Raw genomic sequence first — 17,082 nt, forward strand, 5'->3', positions numbered from 1 at the left:
TAGATCATGGACACCGCTAGGACAGCGATGAAAGGAATACGCTGACGGATTTCAGCATACTATCAAGGATTTGATGTACGGAGCACCATAAGTAGCCGGATCGCTGCGAGTAGAGTTATGACCCCATTAGGCAAAAGCTTAATGGGGTTTTTCTTTTTAAATCACCTTAAACACTCCCTCCCAAAATAATCTAAGTAATAAATTTAAATTACGTAGATCACATTTTTATTATTCGTTTAATTAATAAGCGTGAGTTGAATCAAATTTGCTCAATCACGCAATGTAACCGGTTACTGAAACCGGTTACATTGGTTTCAAGTTAATTTAATTCGCATGTTTAAAATTCAATTCAGGGGTGAAAAATGAGTACGCAAGCGGCAACGATGCAAAGCACAATAATGGAGAAGGTAAATAAAATCCTTCCTAAACTCTTAAAGGTCGTTAATTCAAAACCAATTGTCGCCATTAAAGAAGGCTTCATGTTGACCATGCCACTGACCATTATTGGCTCAGTATTTTTATTACTTGCGTTCGTTCCTATTGATGGCTACGGCGAATTCATGGCTGGCATTTTCGGTGCTAATTGGTCAACACCACTATTCCAAGTTGTAGGCGCAACATTCGATATTTTGGCGCTAATTGGTGCTTTTGGTATCGCTTACACTTACGTTAAATATGAAGGGCACAATGGCGTAAATGCGGGGGTATTAGCTATTGTGTCTCTTCTTATTGTGATGAATGCGTTTGTTGTTGCTCCTGATGGCGTGACGCATATAGGTGGTGTTATACCAAAAGCTTTCCTTGGTGGTAAGGGCATGATTGCAGCTATTGTTATTGGCTTAGTTGTTGGCATGATTTACTCAATGGCCTTTAACCGTAACTGGGTTATTAAATTGCCAGACAGCGTACCTGAAGGGGTATCTAATGCCTTTAAATCTCTTATTCCTGGTTTTCTAATTATCACTCTTGCTTTCTTAACCTACATATTCTTTGAAGTCGTTTTTGAAAAAACCTTTATTGAAACCATTTATCACATCATCCAAACACCATTACAAAGTATGTCTGATTCATTCTTTGGGGCTGTCGGTATTGCTCTACTTATTTCTCTACTTTGGTGGTGTGGCGTTCATGGTCCAGTCATTGTTATGGGCATTATGGGACCAATCGTAACGGCGAATGCACTTCATAACCAATCAATAGTAAATGCAGGTGAAGTACTGATTGCTGGTGAGAATGGAAAGATAGTGACTAACCAATTTGTTGACCAATTTATTACCGTTGGTGGTTCAGGTCTAACGTTTGGTTTGGTGTGTTGTATGGTGCTATTTGCCCGTTCTATTCAGTTTAAACAACTAGGTCGTCTCTCTTTTATTCCAGGTATTTTCAATATCAATGAGCCTGTAATTTTTGCAACACCAATTATCTTTAACCCAATTATGTTTATTCCATTCGTAACGGCTCCTGTACTGTCTGCAATCATGGTTTATACCTCAATTAATATGGGGTTTGTTGGACCATTCACCGCAGTTCAAGTGCCATGGACAACACCAATAGTATTGAGTGGATTTATTGTTGGGGGGTGGAGTGCCGCAGTATTACAGGTTGCAGTTTTCTGTATGACGCTATGTGTGTACTTCCCATTCTTTAAGTATCTAGACAAATTAACGGCGCAAGAAGAAACGAAATCAGCAGCGCCAGAAACAGAATCTGTAACAACGACAGCAACAGCTTAATTGAAATTTATTGGATTATTATCGAGGTTATTATGAAAAAGATTTTACTACTATGCGCAGCGGGAATGTCAACATCTATGGTTGTAAAAAAAATGCGTGAATCAGCGGCACAACAGGGATTAGAGATTTATATCGAAGCCCATGGTGTTGAGACAATTCAAGACTATTTAGCTGAATATGATTTATTTCTATTAGGGCCACAAATCCGCTTTAAAAAAGATGAGCTGCAGAAATTAGCTGATGAAGTAAATAAGAAGGTCGAAGTTATCGACATGATGGATTACGGCATGATGAAAGGTGACAAAATCCTTAAAGATGCATTGGTACTTTTAGGTTAATAACATTCTAGGCCTAGGATGACTTAGGTTAAAACAAACATCAGTTGGCTATCGATTCGTTAGCAGCAGTAAAGCAGGAATTCGAGATGAAATTTGCAAATGATTTTTTATTAGGCGCAGCAACCGCTTCTTACCAAATAGAAGGTGCATGGGATCAAGATGGAAAAGGTCCAACAAACTGGGATGAGTTTACTAAAATCCCAGGAAAAACGTTCGAAGGTACTAATGGTGATGTCGCTATTGACCATTATAATCGTTATAAAGAAGACATTGCATTAATGGCTGAAATGGGGCTGGAGTCCTACCGTTTCTCAATATCTTGGGCTCGTATTTTCCCTAATGGTACTGGTGAGATTAATCAAAAAGGTATCGACTTTTATAACAACATAATTGATGAATGCTTAAAGTATGGCATCGTTCCTTTTGTTACTTTATATCACTGGGATTTACCACTAACACTAGAAAAAGAAGGTTCATGGTTAAATAAAGCAACTTGTGATGCGTATGTTGAGTTTGCAAAACTATGTTTTAATGAATTTGGAGATCGTGTTAAACATTTCATTACCTTTAATGAAACCGTAGTTTTCTGTGCGCTAGGTTACATGGCAGGCGCACATCCACCGGGGATCCAAAATGATCCTAAGAAATATTTCCAAGCTACACACAACGTATTTTATGCTCATGCTAAAGCGGTTATTGAATACAAAAAATTAAATCAATTTGGTGAAATTGGTTTGAGTCATGTATTTAGCCCTGCGTTTGGAGTAGATGATTCAGAGACGAGTCATTTTGCTGCAATGCATGCAAATCAATTTAGTATGAACTGGTTCTATGATCCTATTCTGCTTGGTAAATACCCAGAATACGTAGTTAAACAACTACAAGAAGAAGGGAACTTACCTGATTGGACAGATGAAGAGTTGCAAACTATTTTTGAAGCAGCGCCTTTGAATGACTTTATGGGGCTGAATTACTATCAACCACAGCGTGTTGAAAAAATTGAAGGTGGTGTAGCGTCTCGCACGATTACTCGTGAAAACTCAACAGGATCACCAGGCAATCCAAGTTACGATAATGTGTATCGCACAGTAAAAATGGACGATAAAAAATACACTAAATGGGATTGGGAAATTTCACCAGAAGGCTTTGTTGCTGGGCTTGAAATGATAAAAGAGCATTATGGTCAGATCAAGCTTTACATTACAGAAAATGGTTTGGGAGATGAAGACCCGATTATTGATGGTGAAGTGTGTGATATTCCACGAATTAACTTTATTAAAGATCATCTAGGCGCAGTTAAAGAAGCGGTTCGTCGAGGCGTTCATATTAAAGGGTATTACGCTTGGTCTGCGATTGATTTATTGAGCTGGTTAAATGGCTATAAAAAACAATATGGTTTTATTTATGTCGATCATCAAAATGGATTAGCACGTAAGAAAAAAGCGTCGTTCCATTGGTTTAAAGACGTTATCGCTACCCGTGGTGAAAACATTTAACGAAAATAAAGGGAGAGGCTCGTATTATGGCAACGTATATTTCATTTGATATTGGTGGTACAGACATAAAGTTTGGCGTGTTAAATGAGCAAGGACAAGTTCTTGAGCAAGGTAAGGTAAAAACCGAAGCTTGTGGTCAACAAATCATAGCCACGCTTGTCGATATAAAAGATCAGTGGTCAAAAAAGTATACGTTTGATGGTGCAGCTTTCTCTCTTCCTGGATTTGTTGATGTAAATACAGGGTATTTAAAAACCGGTGGAGCAATAGATGACTTTTATGGTTTTCAGTTTAAAGATGAGCTGACCAAAAGATTATCTTTACCTGTTGAGTTAGAGAATGATGTTAATTGCGTAGCCCTTGCTGAAAAATGGCGCGGCAAAGCACAAAATGTTGAGAATTTTATCTGTATTACGATAGGCACTGGAATTGGTGGCGCTATTTATATCAATAACCAAATGGTTCGAGGTCATTCTTTTATGGCTGGAGAATTTGGTTATATGTTTACCAAAAATATATTTGATATTGAAGATAAAGCAACAGCTAGTATGAGCTTTACTGCCTCCGTTAGAGAAGGGTTGAGACGTCGTTATTCGGATTTAAAAAATATTAATAGTATTGATGATTTATCAGGAAAAGATATTTTTAATCTCGCATCAACTGGTGATGACATTGCAATAAAAGTAATTGATGATTTTTATAATAATATTGCTATTGGATTATATAATCTTACTTTTATTTTAAATCCAGAAAAAATAATCATTGGTGGAGCAATAAGTAGTAGAGAAGACTTAATTTTTAACATTGAAGAAAAATTTAATCATATTATTAAAAGCCAAGGTTCAATTAATAAATTTAGTGTTAAAGAGTTAGTTTCGATTGAAAAAAGCACTTTCAATAATGACAGTGGATTAATCGGGGCGGTATATCACTTTTTAACGATGAAAAACAAATTTAAATAGGAATAAATAACATGTTAGTTGGTGAAGAATTAGAAACTACAGTAATGGAATTAATTATTAATGCAGGTGAATCAAAATCATGTGCAATGGAAGCATTGCGAGCGGCAAAATCTGGAGAGTGGGATAAAGTTGATGAGCTTTTAAAGCAATCTGCAGAAGCTTCAAAAAGAGCGCATGATGTACAAACACAACTCATTGGTATGGATGAAGGAGAAGGTAAAGTACCCGTTAATTTAATTATGGTGCATGCCCAAGATCATATTATGACCTCAATGCTTGCGAAAGAGATGATTCAAGAGTTAATTGAGATCCATCGCGCATTGCAGAATAAATAATAAAGTGTATTTAGCGTAATAACTTAGATATTATTACGCTAATTTCATATACATATTTTTGAGGGCTTCAATGGCAACAATCAATGACGTATGTAAGCTTGCTGGTGTCTCTAAAGCAACCGTTTCTCGAGTAATGAATGGGAAAGGACCAGTAAAAGAAGAAACAAAAAAACTGATTTTTGATGCAATGGAAACATTGAACTATAAACCGAGCCTCGTAGCTCAAGCATTGGCAACAAATAGTTCGAATAGTATTGGCCTTATTGTGTCTTTCTTTGATGGTTATTATTTTGGTATTTTACTCAAAGAGGCGACAAGAATTGCAGAAGAATCAGGAAAACAGTTAATTGTTACTGATGGTCATAACCAACTTGAAACTGAAATTGAAGCCATCAATTCATTAGTAGCAAGAAAGTGCGATGCTATTTTAATTTATAGTCGTACTATGACGGCTGATGATTATTGTGATATTCAAAAGAAATTGCTTATCCCACTTGTTGTTATTAACCGAACGTTACCTGATGGGCTAGGGCATGCAGTGGCTTTTGATCAATATGATGCAAGCCAAATGGCCATTGAGCATCTTATTGAATTAGGCCATAAAAAAATAGCAATGATTACCCTTAATCAGGGTTCAAGTACTGGGCAAATTCGCTTAAAAGGAGCGAAAGAAACGCTTACAAAACATGGTATTAATGATGATGAGAACTTAATTATTATAAAAAATGGTAAGTTAGAAGATGGATACCAAGCATGTAAGGAATTGCTTAAGCGTTCACGAGATATTACCGCTATTTTTTGTTTTAATGATCATTTAGCACTAGGGGCGATTAAAGCATTAAAAGAGATGAATATCCGCATTCCTGAAGATATTTCTATTGTGGGTATTGATAATGATGAGATTTCTGCTTTTTTATCTCCCGCATTAACAACAATTAATGTACCAATTCAAGAGATAACTCAATTAGCAATGAACAAAGCTTTAAAATTAATATCAGATAAAGAAGTTAAACCAACAACTGAAATATTAAAAGGTAAGTTAATTGTTCGAGATTCTAGTTGTAAACTTAAGTAAATATAAAAGGGTTATTTTAAATGTAACCCTTTTATATGTCGAATACTTGTTTTTAATATTGAAAATAAATCTAAAAATAAAATATATATAAATATAAAACATGCGTGATCAGGTTAATGTTTGAAATTAATTGTAGTTGAATAATATTTGTTTGAAAGTGAATAATTAAAATAGTTCATTAATGAGTCGGTATTTATAAATCGATAATATTATGAAAATTTGAAACTATTATTTAAATAGATTAAAGGAATTACAATGAAATTATTACCTATCGCTTTTGCTGTTGCGGCAACATTTACATCACCTTATATTTTGGCCGAAAAAGATCCATTAGATAATATTCAAGTAGATGATCAGCAACCGTTAGTTATTTCACCAGCAACAGACATTCCTGATGGAATCATTTTTTCTGGGTATGCTCGTTATGGTTTCCATTTCTCAGATGATGTAGAAAAGTACGTTTCTGCTGATGGGCAATTAATTGGAAATGCTACTGGGCGTTTGGGGAATGAAGGTAATGGTGGTGAGTTTCAATTTGCCAAAGGGTTTGTATCAGATAATGGTACGATTTGGGATGTTGTATTAATGCTAGAGCATTGGGGTGATGACGTTGGTTTGAAGAAATTCTATGCGGGGGCTACGAATGTTTTTGAATCACAACCTAATGCTTATATTTGGGCTGGCCGAGATTTCCACAACCGACCTCAAACAGGGTTGAACGATTATTTCTGGATGCAGAATGATGCTCAAGGTGCAGGTATTAAAAATCTTGAATTTGGAAGTGTAAAATTCGATATGGCTGCGGTAGCACAAGTTGATGAGAATGGCGGTACAGGCGATAGCGGAAACTATGCGATTACTTCTAAATTGCATGATATTAATTTAACAGGTGCTCTAGACCTTTCTTTTTACGCAAACTATGGCTTTTCCTCTAAAAATACTGAAACCGACAAGGATACCGAAACTTGTTCGGGTACGGGGGTAGCTAAACAGTGTTATGTGGATGATATTGATTCCTATCAACTAGCAATTGAATTAAATCATAGTGTTGGAATGTTAAGTAACAAATTTGTGACTCGCTATGGCAATAATGTCGATAATAATATCTTTAATAAAACAGAAGACCTTTCTACTTTACTAATGCAATTAGAAGGTAAGCTAGTGATGAGTAATCAAACTAATATTGAATATTTAGTTGGCTACCAGTCACTAGAAGATAAAAATGCCAGTCAAGATGATCGTGCGAACTACAGTGCAATTGTGCGCCCAACCTATGCATGGAACAGTATTCACTCAACTTGGTTAGAAGCGGGATATTCATTAGTTGATTTTGATAATCAAAGCGGAAAAAACGATGCATGGAAAGTAACGCTATCTCAAAATATTAGCTTTGATATGGATTCAGGTGCACGCCCAATGCTGAGACTTTATGCAACGGTGGGTGATTCAAATACAGAGGTTGATTTAACTCGTGGAGAAACGGGTAAACAAGATACCTTTGCTGTTGGTGCTATGTGGGAAGCTTGGTGGTAAGAGAAAGAGTATAAAATAAGGGGGGAATTGAGCAGGCTGCAACATTATGGGCCTGCTCAATTTTCATTAAAGCACTTAATATTCTTCTGCCATACGATATGGAGGTAAATTAAACTTTGCCGCTTTAAAGCCTACCATGATCAATTTGCCCGTATAGTGATCATCACCAACAGAAGAAAATTCAAATTCATACGTGGTATATAAGCGTTTCTTGCCACTTGGTAAGCGAAAACCATATGATCCTCTTGCGACACTTAATAGCTGTAGTTCCATTTTTTTACAGTATTGCTGGATAGCTTGATGTGCGTATTCTGATTGTCTTCTTTGTTGCCAAAAAAGAAAACAGAAAAAGGTTAAGCCAAGTATCGCAAAAAGATTATCCATATCATTAGCTCTTGGTGGTTTGCTGTAAAGTTAATAGTGCGTCTGCTAGTTTAGGATCCGCTTCACCATGAAGGATCTGTAGCATGCACATACGTAATTTAGGTTGCATTACTAAATCGGAAAACAGCTGGTTGAACAGTTGTTGATCGCCCGTTTGAGCTAAACGAAGTAAAAATAAATTCGCAGTCGCTATATCTTCTAATCCTGTCCAGCAACGACCAGCAATCGCTACCAATACTTCAGGGTGACTTAAACGTTCACTCGATAAAATTTGAGTTAATGCTTGAGATAAGATTTTTGTTTCCGCACCAGAAAGAGCACGAATATGTGCAGATAGTAAAAATAGATCAGTACCATCATCACTACAAAGATCGCTAATGATTTCTTGCTGCTTTAGCGCTAACTTCTCTGGCAGCTCAATGTGCTCTAAGCAGCCAAGAGTTGCATATAAAACCGTAGTGGGTAAATGCGGTAATGCTTTACGTAATGCAACGCCATTATTTTCTTTATCAAGATTTGCACAGACATCCGCTAAGCCCTGCACCCCAACAAACTGCCAGTTATCCCAACCATTATTACCAGAGAGGTAAGTTTGAGCATGCTCGTAATACTGACTCATAGGCTGTTTCAGCGTGGTACGTAATACACTGTGAAACATGGCCATCTTGTCATCTTTAGGCTTAAACGTGTATGGGTTACTTGAAAGCTTTTGTTGTTGCTCTTCGTTTAGATCGCCATTTAATGATACGCCAATAGCTTCAACAACATATTTAATAAAGTTACCGATATCACCTTGTTGTAATAAACCGCGTTCATCTAAAGGAAGTTTTAAAAACCAAATCCAAGGTTGTTTACTTTTATTCCAATATGCAATTGCTAAATGAGCATGACGTTGAAGAGGATAAGGATAAGGTTGCTGAGCCGCTTCTATGGATTCAAATTGTTTATTTGAAATAGGTTGTACACGACGACCTAAATCATAAATTGTGTATTCACAGTCTGATTGTTGTATCAGTTGGCTAAGCGTATAAATCTGGTCCATGATATGTCTTATTCTATGGTTAATATCGTGATTATACCCAAGCCTTGATAAGATGGTATCCTTTGTCATTAAAAGTATCAGAGAGTGCGAGTTCAATCGGTTATGACAGCATCGTTAGTATTATCAGAGTTACTAGAGCAGTTAGCTCAACAATTGGACTATCATGGGCACTGGCAAATTACAGCACCATCGATAGCTGATTTATCAAGTACAGAACCTTTTTCAATCGATACCTTATCTGCTACGGAATGGTTACAGTGGATTTTCATTCCAAAAATGAATCAGCTAATTTCTCATGGTCAACCGACGCCAAAAGGGTTTTCGATTGCGCCTTATATTGAAGAAGCATTAAAAGATGTTGATGGCTACATTGACATTGTTCGTTTATGTCACGCCATTGATGCATTAGGTAAATAAAGTGAATACAGAAGAAAACGCAGTGACTCACGATGAGTTATTAGAAGAGCAGGTTGAGCCAATTGAGCTTGAGATTGTTTATCGTGACGAGCACTTAATTGCGATTAACAAACCTGCGGGAATGCTAGTACACCGCTCGTGGCTTGATAAACATGAAACCGTATTTGCCATGCAGACATTGCGAGATCAAATTGGTCAACATGTCTTTCCATTACACCGTTTAGACAGACCAACGTCAGGCATACTTTTCTTTGCATTATCAAGTGAGATTGCCGCTCAAGTTTCGCCGCTATTTGCGAGTCGAGAAATTAAGAAAACGTATCATGCGATAGTTCGTGGTTGGATAGAAGAAGCGGATACGTTGGATTATCCTCTTAAAAAAGAGTTGGATAAAATAGCCGATAAAAAGGCCTCAAAAGAAGTTGAAGCAAAAGAGGCTATAACGGAATATAAGCCATTAGCTAAGGTGGAGTTACCTTATTCAACCGGTAAATTTCCAACCAGTCGTTATTGCTTAATGGAGCTTAAACCTCATACGGGTAGAAAGCATCAGCTTCGTCGTCATATGGCACACTTACGTCATCCAATCGTTGGGGACACGAGTCATGGTGATGGTAAGCATAATCGATTATTTAAAGAGAACTTGGATAGCCACCGTTTATTATTACATGCATCAGAACTAAGTTTTACTCATCCAATTACGAATGAAAACATAGTAATAAAAGCAAACGTTGATGAAACATGGCAGAGATTAATGGCAGAGTTTGGTTGGGATGTTGAGTTATAGAGCATCGGATTAAAGACAATAAAAAAGGGAAGTGAGATAAACTCACTTCCCTTTTTTTTAATTAAGATTTTTAATTCAAATCTTGATAATCAATTAAGATTATTTAGCCATTGCTTCGCTGCCGTTTTCACGGATTTTCTTAAGCATAGACTTAACGATACGTGGGCTACCAGCTACTAGGCTACCAGTTTTCATGTAGTCAGTGTTGCCAGTGAAGTCAGTACAGATAACGCCAGATTCACGAGCGATTAGGTCTGCTGCTGCCATTTCCCAAGGCTTAAGGCCAAGAGCGAAGAAACCATCGATGCGAGCTGCAGCTAGGTAACATAAATCTAGAGAAGGACAACCAGAGCTACGGATATCAGAACATTCAACAAACATTGCGCTCAATACTTTTGAGTAGCTTGCTGCGTGTTGTTTTTGACGGTATGGAAGACCAGTCGCAAGAATTGTTTCGTTCATGTCTTTTAATTCTTGAACACGAACACGTTGGTTGTTGCGTTGAGCACCAGCACCACGTTGAGCTGTGAATAATTCATTACGGATTGGATCGTATACACAAGCCACTTCTGTACGGCCTTTAATGCGAACCGCAATAGAGATAGAGAAGTGTGGGATACCTTTAACGAAGTTAGTCGTGCCATCTAATGGGTCAATGATCCATTGAACGTCAGCGTCTTTGCCTTCGATTAGGCCAGACTCTTCAGAAATGATGCTGTGATCAGGGTAAGATTTCTTGATCATGTCAACAAGCATGTATTGAGCATCGTTTTCGATGTTCGTAATAAACTCGTTATTGCCTTTTTTTGTTGTTTCAATTTTGTCAGTTTGCTCAAAAGATTTAGCAACAAAGTCACCGGCTTTACGCGCAGTACGTATAGCAATATTTAGCATTGGATGCATAGTTATATCCCAAAAGATGTTAAAGAACAGAAATCGCGGCGAGTATACACAAAGTAGTTATCAAAAGGAAGCGTTTATTTTTTGTTCAGTTGGTAGGTTTATTATAAAAAAATCGAGGCAAGGTTAAAATCTCGGGTATATAAAGAGGAAAGGGTAATTGCTTTATGATAGTATCCGGCGGCTCTTTTCATCAGATGGAAAAATAACATGTTAGATAGAATTCGTATTGTCCTTGTTGGTACCAGTCACTCAGGAAACATTGGTTCAGCAGCTCGCGCAATGAAAGTAATGGGGTTAACTAATATGGTATTAGTAGCACCAGAATGTGAAGTTGATGGCCAAGCCATTGCATTAGCAGCAGGCGCAAGTGATATTGCGAATCGAGCTCGTATTGTTGATACATTAGATGAAGCTATTTCAGACTGTGGTTTGGTTATTGGCTCTAGTGCTCGCTCAAGAACGCTTGAATGGCCAATGCTTGAACCACGTGAAGCAGGCGTTAAAGCGATTGAAGAAGCGCCAACGCACCCTATCGCATTTATTTTTGGTAGAGAAAGAGTTGGATTGACTAATGAAGAATTACAGAAATGTCATTTTCATGTGTGTATCCCAGCAAATCCTGAGTACAGCTCACTAAACTTAGCGATGGCTGTACAAACAATCAGTTATGAAGCTCGAGTTGCTTGGTTAGATAGTCAAGCATATAAAGGGGAATCAAAAGAAGTAGAATACCCTTTAAATTTTGAGTTAGAGCTATTCTATGAGCATCTTGAAAAAGTGATGACAGAGACTGACTTTATTAATAAGGCTCACCCTGGCCAAGTAATGAATAAAATGCGTCGTATGTTTAACCGTGCTCGTCCAGAAACGCATGAATTACGTACGTTACGTGGGATCTTGACTGCTGTAGAAAGAAGCATGAAAGACGAAAATATAAGCAAGTAATAATACCTGACTAAAATACTAGGTTAAATACTTGACCAAAACAGTCAGGTATGGGAAGATTCATTCCATACGAATAGTGTGGATATGAGGTAACTTATGAAATTAACTTCAAAGGGAAGATATGCAGTAACAGCAATGCTTGATGTTGCACTGCATGCCAAAGAAGGTCCTGTACCGCTTGCTGATATATCTGAGCGACAAGGGATTTCATTATCTTATCTTGAGCAATTATTCTCTAAATTACGTAAAGCTGGCTTGGTTGCAAGTGTCAGAGGTCCTGGTGGTGGTTATCGCTTAGGATTAAGTGCTGATAATATTGCGGTAGGAATGGTTATTTCTGCTGTTGATGAATCGGTTGATGCAACCAAATGCCATGGTAAAGAAGGCTGCCAAGGTGGAACTCGTTGTTTAACGCATACCTTGTGGCGTGATTTAAGTTCACGTATTAGTAGCTTTTTAGATGGAATTACACTTGGTGAACTGATGGTCGACAATGAAGTTCAACAAGTATCAGATAGACAAAATATCGATGCAGCCTTAAATAATGGGTTAGCAACGGGTTCTAAAATAATAAATTCTGTGGGTGTTAATGTCCGCCTTTGACGGTCAAACGTCTGTATTCTCGGAGATGAAAATGAAACTGCCAATTTACTTTGATTATTCGGCGACTTGTCCTGTTGATGAGCGTGTAGCGAATAAAATGGTTCAACATATGACAATGGATGGATGCTTTGGTAACCCAGCATCACGTTCGCACCGTTACGGCTGGCAGGCTGAAGAAGCGGTTGATACAGCTCGTGACAACATCGCTAGCCTACTAAATGCTGATCCTCGTGAGATCGTATTTACATCAGGCGCTACAGAATCAGATAACCTTGCAATTAAAGGTGCTGCGCATTTCTACCATAAGAAAGGCAAGCACGTAATTACTTGTAAAACTGAGCATAAAGCAGTTCTTGATCCGTGCCGTCAGCTTGAGCGTGAAGGGTATGAAGTTACTTACCTAGATCCAGAATCTAATGGTTTAGTTGACCTAGCTAAATTAGAAGCAGCGATGCGTGAAGACACCGTGCTTGTTTCTATTATGCATGTAAACAACGAAATTGGTGTGATTCAAGACATCACTGCAATTGGTGAGCTTTGTCGTTCACGTAAAATTATTTTCCATGTTGATGCAGCACAATCAGCAGGTAAAATCCCTCTTGATGTACAAGAAATGAAAGTGGACTTAATTTCTCTTTCTGCTCATAAAATGTATGGTCCTAAAGGGATTGGCGCATTGTACGTTCGTCGTAAACCGCGTATTCGTTTAGAAGCACAAATGCACGGTGGTGGTCATGAGCGTGGTTTCCGTTCTGGTACATTAGCAACTCATCAAATCGTTGGCATGGGTGAAGCGTGTCGTATCGCAAAAGAAGAGATGCAAAAAGATTATGACCATTGTTTAGCAATGCGCGATCGTCTTCTTGATGGTGTTAAAGATATGGAAGCTGTACATATTAATGGTGATTTAGACCAACGTGTACCACATAACTTAAACATCAGCTTCGAATTTGTTGAAGGTGAATCACTGCTAATGGCATTGAAAGATCTTGCGGTTTCTTCGGGTTCAGCATGTACGTCAGCAAGTCTTGAACCATCGTATGTATTACGTGCGTTAGGTCTAAATGATGAGCTAGCACACAGTTCAATTCGTTTCTCATTTGGTCGTTATACGACGGAAGAAGAGATTGATCATGCAATCACACAAATTAGCCAAGCAGTAAATAAACTGCGTGATATGTCTCCATTATGGGATATGTATAAAGAAGGCATCGACTTAAACACGGTTGAGTGGGCACACCACTAACACGGACGTTCCAGAATTTAGAGGTATTTATCATGGCTTATAGCGAAAAAGTAATCGATCACTACGAAAATCCACGTAACGTTGGTTCATTTGAAAAAGATGATCCATCAGTTGGTAGCGGTATGGTTGGTGCACCAGCGTGTGGTGATGTTATGAAATTGCAAATCAAAGTATCTCCAGAAGGTATTATTGAAGACGCAAAATTTAAAACATACGGTTGTGGTTCAGCAATCGCATCAAGCTCACTAGTTACTGAGTGGGTTAAAGGTAAAACATTAGACGAAGCAGCAGCGCTTAAAAATGCTGAAATCGCTGAAGAGCTAGAATTACCACCAGTGAAAGTTCACTGTTCAATCTTAGCGGAAGATGCGATTAAAGCAGCGGTATCTGATTACCGTAATAAACACTAAGATTAAGTAACGTTATAAAGCGTCTGTTTACGTGATATCGTGTAAATACGGCGCTTTATTGTCTAATATAGGTCGTTATTGATTAACGACACCCATGACCACAAACAAATATAGTAAAGGTTGTAGTATGGCCATTTCAGTAACTGAAGCAGCAGCAAGCCGTGTTCAAACATTTCTTGAAAACCGAGGAAAAGGCATTGGTCTACGTTTAGGCGTAAGAACCTCTGGTTGCTCTGGTATGGCGTATATTCTTGAATTTGTTGATGAACTAAACGAAGAAGACCAAGTATTTGAAGAGTTTGGGGTTAAGATTATCATCGATCCAAAAAGCTTAGCTTACATGGATGGAACTGAATTAGACTTTGCTAAAGAAGGTCTAAATGAAGGTTTCCAATTCAACAATCCAAACGTAAAAAGTGAATGTGGGTGTGGTGAAAGCTTCAACGTATAGAGCATAACGTTAACTATGAATCATTTTGAATTATTTGGGCTGCCAAACCAGTTTGAACTGGATGGTGGCCTTCTTTCTGCTCAATTCCGTGAATTGCAGAAACGATTCCACCCTGATAACTTCGCGACTTCGTCAGAACGTGACCGTTTACTTTCCGTTCAAAAAGCGGCGCAAATTAACGACGCTTATCAAACGCTAAAAAATCCAGTCTCCCGTGCAGAATACTTACTTTCAGAACAAGGTCATGACATTCGTGGTGAACAAACGACGATGCAAGATCCAATGTTTTTAATGCAACAAATGGAACTGCGAGAAGATCTAGAAGATATCTCATCAAGTTCAGATCCTGAAAGTGCGTTATTTGATTTTTCTGAAAATGTTTCCGCAATGCGTAAATCACAATTGTCTGAATTAAAAAAACAATTAGACGCGGATGCATGGCAAGAAGCGGCACAAAGCGTACGTAAATTGAAGTTTATTGATAAGCTCAATCAAGAAGTCGAAAAGTTAGAAGATAAATTATTAAATTAATCTTTGTTAGATTAATTAAGTGAAGGATATTACCCATGGCATTTCTACAAATTTCTGAGCCTGGACAAAGTGCTGCACCACATCAACATAAACTAGCAGTCGGCATCGATTTAGGCACAACTAACTCACTAGTCGCTTCGGTTCGAAGTGGTGAAGCAAAGACATTACCGGATACAAAAGGCAATGTAATTCTTCCGTCCGTAGTGCAATATCAAAACGATAAAATTTGTGTGGGTGCCAACGCTTACCAGTCTGCGGCTTTAGAGCCTCAAAATACCATTATTTCGGTAAAACGTTTAATGGGCCGTTCGCTGAAAGACATTCAAACACGTTACCCTGATTTACCTTACCAATTTAAAGAAAGTGATAATGGGTTACCTGTTATTAATACACCTCAAGGTGATGTGAACCCAGTTCAAGTATCAGCAGAGATCCTTAAATCATTATCTAACCGAGCTCAAGCAACGTTAGGTGGCGATCTTGAAGGCGTTGTCATTACAGTACCGGCTTATTTTGATGATGCTCAGCGCGCAGGAACCAAAGATGCAGCAACATTAGCTGGCTTAAATGTGCTTCGTCTATTAAATGAACCAACAGCCGCTGCGATTGCTTATGGCTTAGATTCAGGTCAAGAAGGCGTTATTGCAGTTTATGATCTTGGTGGTGGTACGTTTGATATTTCAATCCTACGTTTATCGAAAGGCGTATTTGAAGTATTAGCAACAGGTGGTGATTCTGCACTGGGGGGTGATGACTTTGATCATGCATTAGCGCAATGGATTAAAGACCAAGCAGGTATTACATCAGCACTTTCTAATCAAGAACAGCGTGAGCTTTTGACATTAGCAACAGAAACTAAAGTGGCATTGTCAGATGCAGACTCAGTGACTGTTTCTTTTAAAGAATGGTCAGGCAATATTACAGTTGATATTTTTAATCAATTAATTCAATCGTTAGTGAAGAAAACACTAATGGCTTGTCGCCGTGCATTAAAAGATGCAGATATTACCGCAGAAGAAGTAATGGAAGTGGTTATGGTTGGCGGTTCAACAAGAACACCTATCGTACGTAGCTCTGTTGGTGACTATTTTGGTAAAACGCCGTTAACCAGTATCGACCCTGATCAAGTAGTTGCTATTGGCGCTGCCATTCAAGCGGATATTTTAGTAGGTAATAAACCTGATGCTGAAATGTTATTGCTTGATGTTATTCCATTGTCTCTAGGTATAGAAACCATGGGCGGGTTGGTTGAAAAAATCATTCCGCGTAATACCACGATCCCTGTAGCGAAAGCACAAGAATTTACCACTTTTAAAGATGGTCAAACAGGCATGATGGTTCATGTCGTTCAAGGTGAGCGTGAAATGGTGGAAGATGGGCGCTCTCTTGCTCGCTTCTCATTGAAAGGTATTCCACCGATGACGGCGGGTGCTGCACATATCCGAGTGACTTACCAAGTGGATGCTGATGGTCTTTTATCTGTAACTGCAATGGAAAAAAGTACCGGTGTTCAATCTCATATTCAAGTTAAGCCTTCTTATGGTTTAAGTGATAATGAAGTAGCTAGCATGCTGAAAGATTCAATGACGTTTGCTAAAGAAGATATGCAAGCTCGTGCATTAGCAGAGCAGCAAGTTGAAGCTGACCGTGTTATCGAAGGATTAGTTGTCGCGCTTAATAATGATGGCGATGCATTACTATCCAAAGAAGAACAAGCAGAAGTTTTACAAGCAGTTGAAGCGTTGATCACAGTACGTCAAGGTACAGATACGCAAGCAATTGAAGATGGAATTAAACACGCTGATGAAGCAAGCCAAGAGTTTGCTGCGCGTCGAATGGATGCATCTATTCGCGCCGCATTAGCCGGTCAATCTATTGATGAGGTATAGAA

General features: G+C 38.3%; 19 protein-coding genes. 16 read left to right on the plus strand and 3 right to left on the minus strand.

Annotated features, from left to right (window positions below; all coding sequences use genetic code 11):
• Nucleotides 1-362: 362 nt before the first annotated feature.
• The 7 genes from AC2INI_RS03050 to AC2INI_RS03080 all read left to right on the plus strand — a co-directional run bounded on the left by AC2INI_RS03050 (nt 363) and on the right by AC2INI_RS03080 (nt 7,472).
• Nucleotides 363-1,733, plus strand: a complete 1,371-nt coding sequence (locus tag AC2INI_RS03050) for a PTS sugar transporter subunit IIC (RefSeq protein WP_122036029.1) — start codon at nt 363-365, stop codon at nt 1,731-1,733.
• 32 nt (nt 1,734-1,765) lie between these two features.
• A complete protein-coding gene (locus AC2INI_RS03055) occupies nt 1,766-2,071 on the plus strand; it encodes a PTS sugar transporter subunit IIB (RefSeq protein ID WP_486305315.1) in 306 nt (101 codons plus the stop codon).
• A gap of 86 nt (nt 2,072-2,157) precedes the next feature.
• A complete protein-coding gene (locus tag AC2INI_RS03060; RefSeq protein ID WP_122036026.1) occupies nt 2,158-3,567 on the plus strand; it encodes a glycoside hydrolase family 1 protein in 1,410 nt (469 codons plus the stop codon).
• A 26-nt stretch (nt 3,568-3,593) separates the two neighbouring features.
• Nucleotides 3,594-4,529 (plus strand): ROK family protein, encoded by a 936-nt coding sequence (locus AC2INI_RS03065; RefSeq protein WP_486305316.1) that lies wholly within the window; start codon nt 3,594-3,596, stop codon nt 4,527-4,529.
• 11 nt (nt 4,530-4,540) lie between these two features.
• Nucleotides 4,541-4,864, plus strand: a complete 324-nt coding sequence (locus tag AC2INI_RS03070) for a PTS lactose/cellobiose transporter subunit IIA (RefSeq protein ID WP_122036022.1) — start codon at nt 4,541-4,543, stop codon at nt 4,862-4,864.
• A gap of 70 nt (nt 4,865-4,934) precedes the next feature.
• The gene (locus AC2INI_RS03075; RefSeq protein WP_122036020.1) at nt 4,935-5,939 is read left to right on the plus strand and encodes a LacI family DNA-binding transcriptional regulator; all 1,005 of its coding nucleotides are present in this window, start codon (nt 4,935-4,937) and stop codon (nt 5,937-5,939) included.
• A 255-nt stretch (nt 5,940-6,194) separates the two neighbouring features.
• Nucleotides 6,195-7,472: a carbohydrate porin gene (locus tag AC2INI_RS03080; protein ID WP_486305317.1), complete on the plus strand. Its 1,278-nt coding sequence runs from the start codon at nt 6,195-6,197 to the stop codon at nt 7,470-7,472.
• A 75-nt stretch (nt 7,473-7,547) separates the two neighbouring features.
• Here the strand turns inward: AC2INI_RS03080 and AC2INI_RS03085 are convergent, their stop codons facing one another.
• Both AC2INI_RS03085 and AC2INI_RS03090 read right to left on the minus strand, forming a co-directional pair.
• On the minus strand, nt 7,548-7,856 hold the full coding sequence (locus AC2INI_RS03085; RefSeq protein WP_486305318.1) for a DUF3301 domain-containing protein: 309 nt from the start codon (nt 7,854-7,856) through the stop codon (nt 7,548-7,550).
• A gap of 4 nt (nt 7,857-7,860) precedes the next feature.
• On the minus strand, nt 7,861-8,898 hold the full coding sequence (locus tag AC2INI_RS03090) for a DUF3549 family protein (RefSeq protein ID WP_486305319.1): 1,038 nt from the start codon (nt 8,896-8,898) through the stop codon (nt 7,861-7,863).
• A 102-nt stretch (nt 8,899-9,000) separates the two neighbouring features.
• On the opposite strand from AC2INI_RS03090, the gene AC2INI_RS03095 reads away from it, so the two are divergent.
• Together AC2INI_RS03095 and truC are read left to right on the plus strand one after the other, a co-directional pair.
• The gene (locus AC2INI_RS03095; protein WP_122036013.1) at nt 9,001-9,315 is read left to right on the plus strand and encodes a YqcC family protein; all 315 of its coding nucleotides are present in this window, start codon (nt 9,001-9,003) and stop codon (nt 9,313-9,315) included.
• Nucleotides 9,316-9,337: 22 nt separating this feature from the next.
• Nucleotides 9,338-10,102, plus strand: a complete 765-nt coding sequence (truC, locus tag AC2INI_RS03100; protein WP_486317278.1) for a tRNA pseudouridine(65) synthase TruC — start codon at nt 9,338-9,340, stop codon at nt 10,100-10,102.
• A 99-nt stretch (nt 10,103-10,201) separates the two neighbouring features.
• On the opposite strand, the gene suhB is transcribed toward truC, so the two are convergent.
• On the minus strand, nt 10,202-11,005 hold the full coding sequence (suhB, locus tag AC2INI_RS03105) for an inositol-1-monophosphatase (protein WP_122036009.1): 804 nt from the start codon (nt 11,003-11,005) through the stop codon (nt 10,202-10,204).
• Between the two features lie 207 nt (nt 11,006-11,212).
• Between suhB and trmJ the strand changes: the two genes are divergently transcribed.
• The 7 genes from trmJ (at nt 11,213) to hscA (ending at nt 17,080) form a co-directional block, all read left to right on the plus strand.
• The gene (trmJ, locus tag AC2INI_RS03110) at nt 11,213-11,950 is read left to right on the plus strand and encodes a tRNA (cytosine(32)/uridine(32)-2'-O)-methyltransferase TrmJ (RefSeq protein ID WP_486305320.1); all 738 of its coding nucleotides are present in this window, start codon (nt 11,213-11,215) and stop codon (nt 11,948-11,950) included.
• A gap of 96 nt (nt 11,951-12,046) precedes the next feature.
• Entirely contained in the window at nt 12,047-12,553 is a 507-nt protein-coding gene (gene iscR / locus AC2INI_RS03115) for a Fe-S cluster assembly transcriptional regulator IscR (RefSeq protein ID WP_122036005.1), read from the plus strand.
• Nucleotides 12,554-12,584: 31 nt separating this feature from the next.
• Nucleotides 12,585-13,799, plus strand: coding sequence for an IscS subfamily cysteine desulfurase (locus AC2INI_RS03120; protein ID WP_122036003.1), 1,215 nt, complete (start codon nt 12,585-12,587; stop codon nt 13,797-13,799).
• Between the two features lie 32 nt (nt 13,800-13,831).
• Nucleotides 13,832-14,209 (plus strand): Fe-S cluster assembly scaffold IscU, encoded by a 378-nt coding sequence (gene iscU, locus AC2INI_RS03125; RefSeq protein ID WP_045101377.1) that lies wholly within the window; start codon nt 13,832-13,834, stop codon nt 14,207-14,209.
• 127 nt (nt 14,210-14,336) lie between these two features.
• Nucleotides 14,337-14,660, plus strand: a complete 324-nt coding sequence (gene iscA, locus AC2INI_RS03130; RefSeq protein ID WP_045101378.1) for an iron-sulfur cluster assembly protein IscA — start codon at nt 14,337-14,339, stop codon at nt 14,658-14,660.
• Nucleotides 14,661-14,675: 15 nt separating this feature from the next.
• The gene (hscB, locus tag AC2INI_RS03135; protein WP_122036000.1) at nt 14,676-15,191 is read left to right on the plus strand and encodes a co-chaperone HscB; all 516 of its coding nucleotides are present in this window, start codon (nt 14,676-14,678) and stop codon (nt 15,189-15,191) included.
• A 35-nt stretch (nt 15,192-15,226) separates the two neighbouring features.
• The gene (hscA, locus tag AC2INI_RS03140) at nt 15,227-17,080 is read left to right on the plus strand and encodes a Fe-S protein assembly chaperone HscA (protein WP_486305321.1); all 1,854 of its coding nucleotides are present in this window, start codon (nt 15,227-15,229) and stop codon (nt 17,078-17,080) included.
• Nucleotides 17,081-17,082: the final 2 nt, after the last annotated feature.

Source organism: Aliivibrio friggae (genome assembly GCF_057368515.1).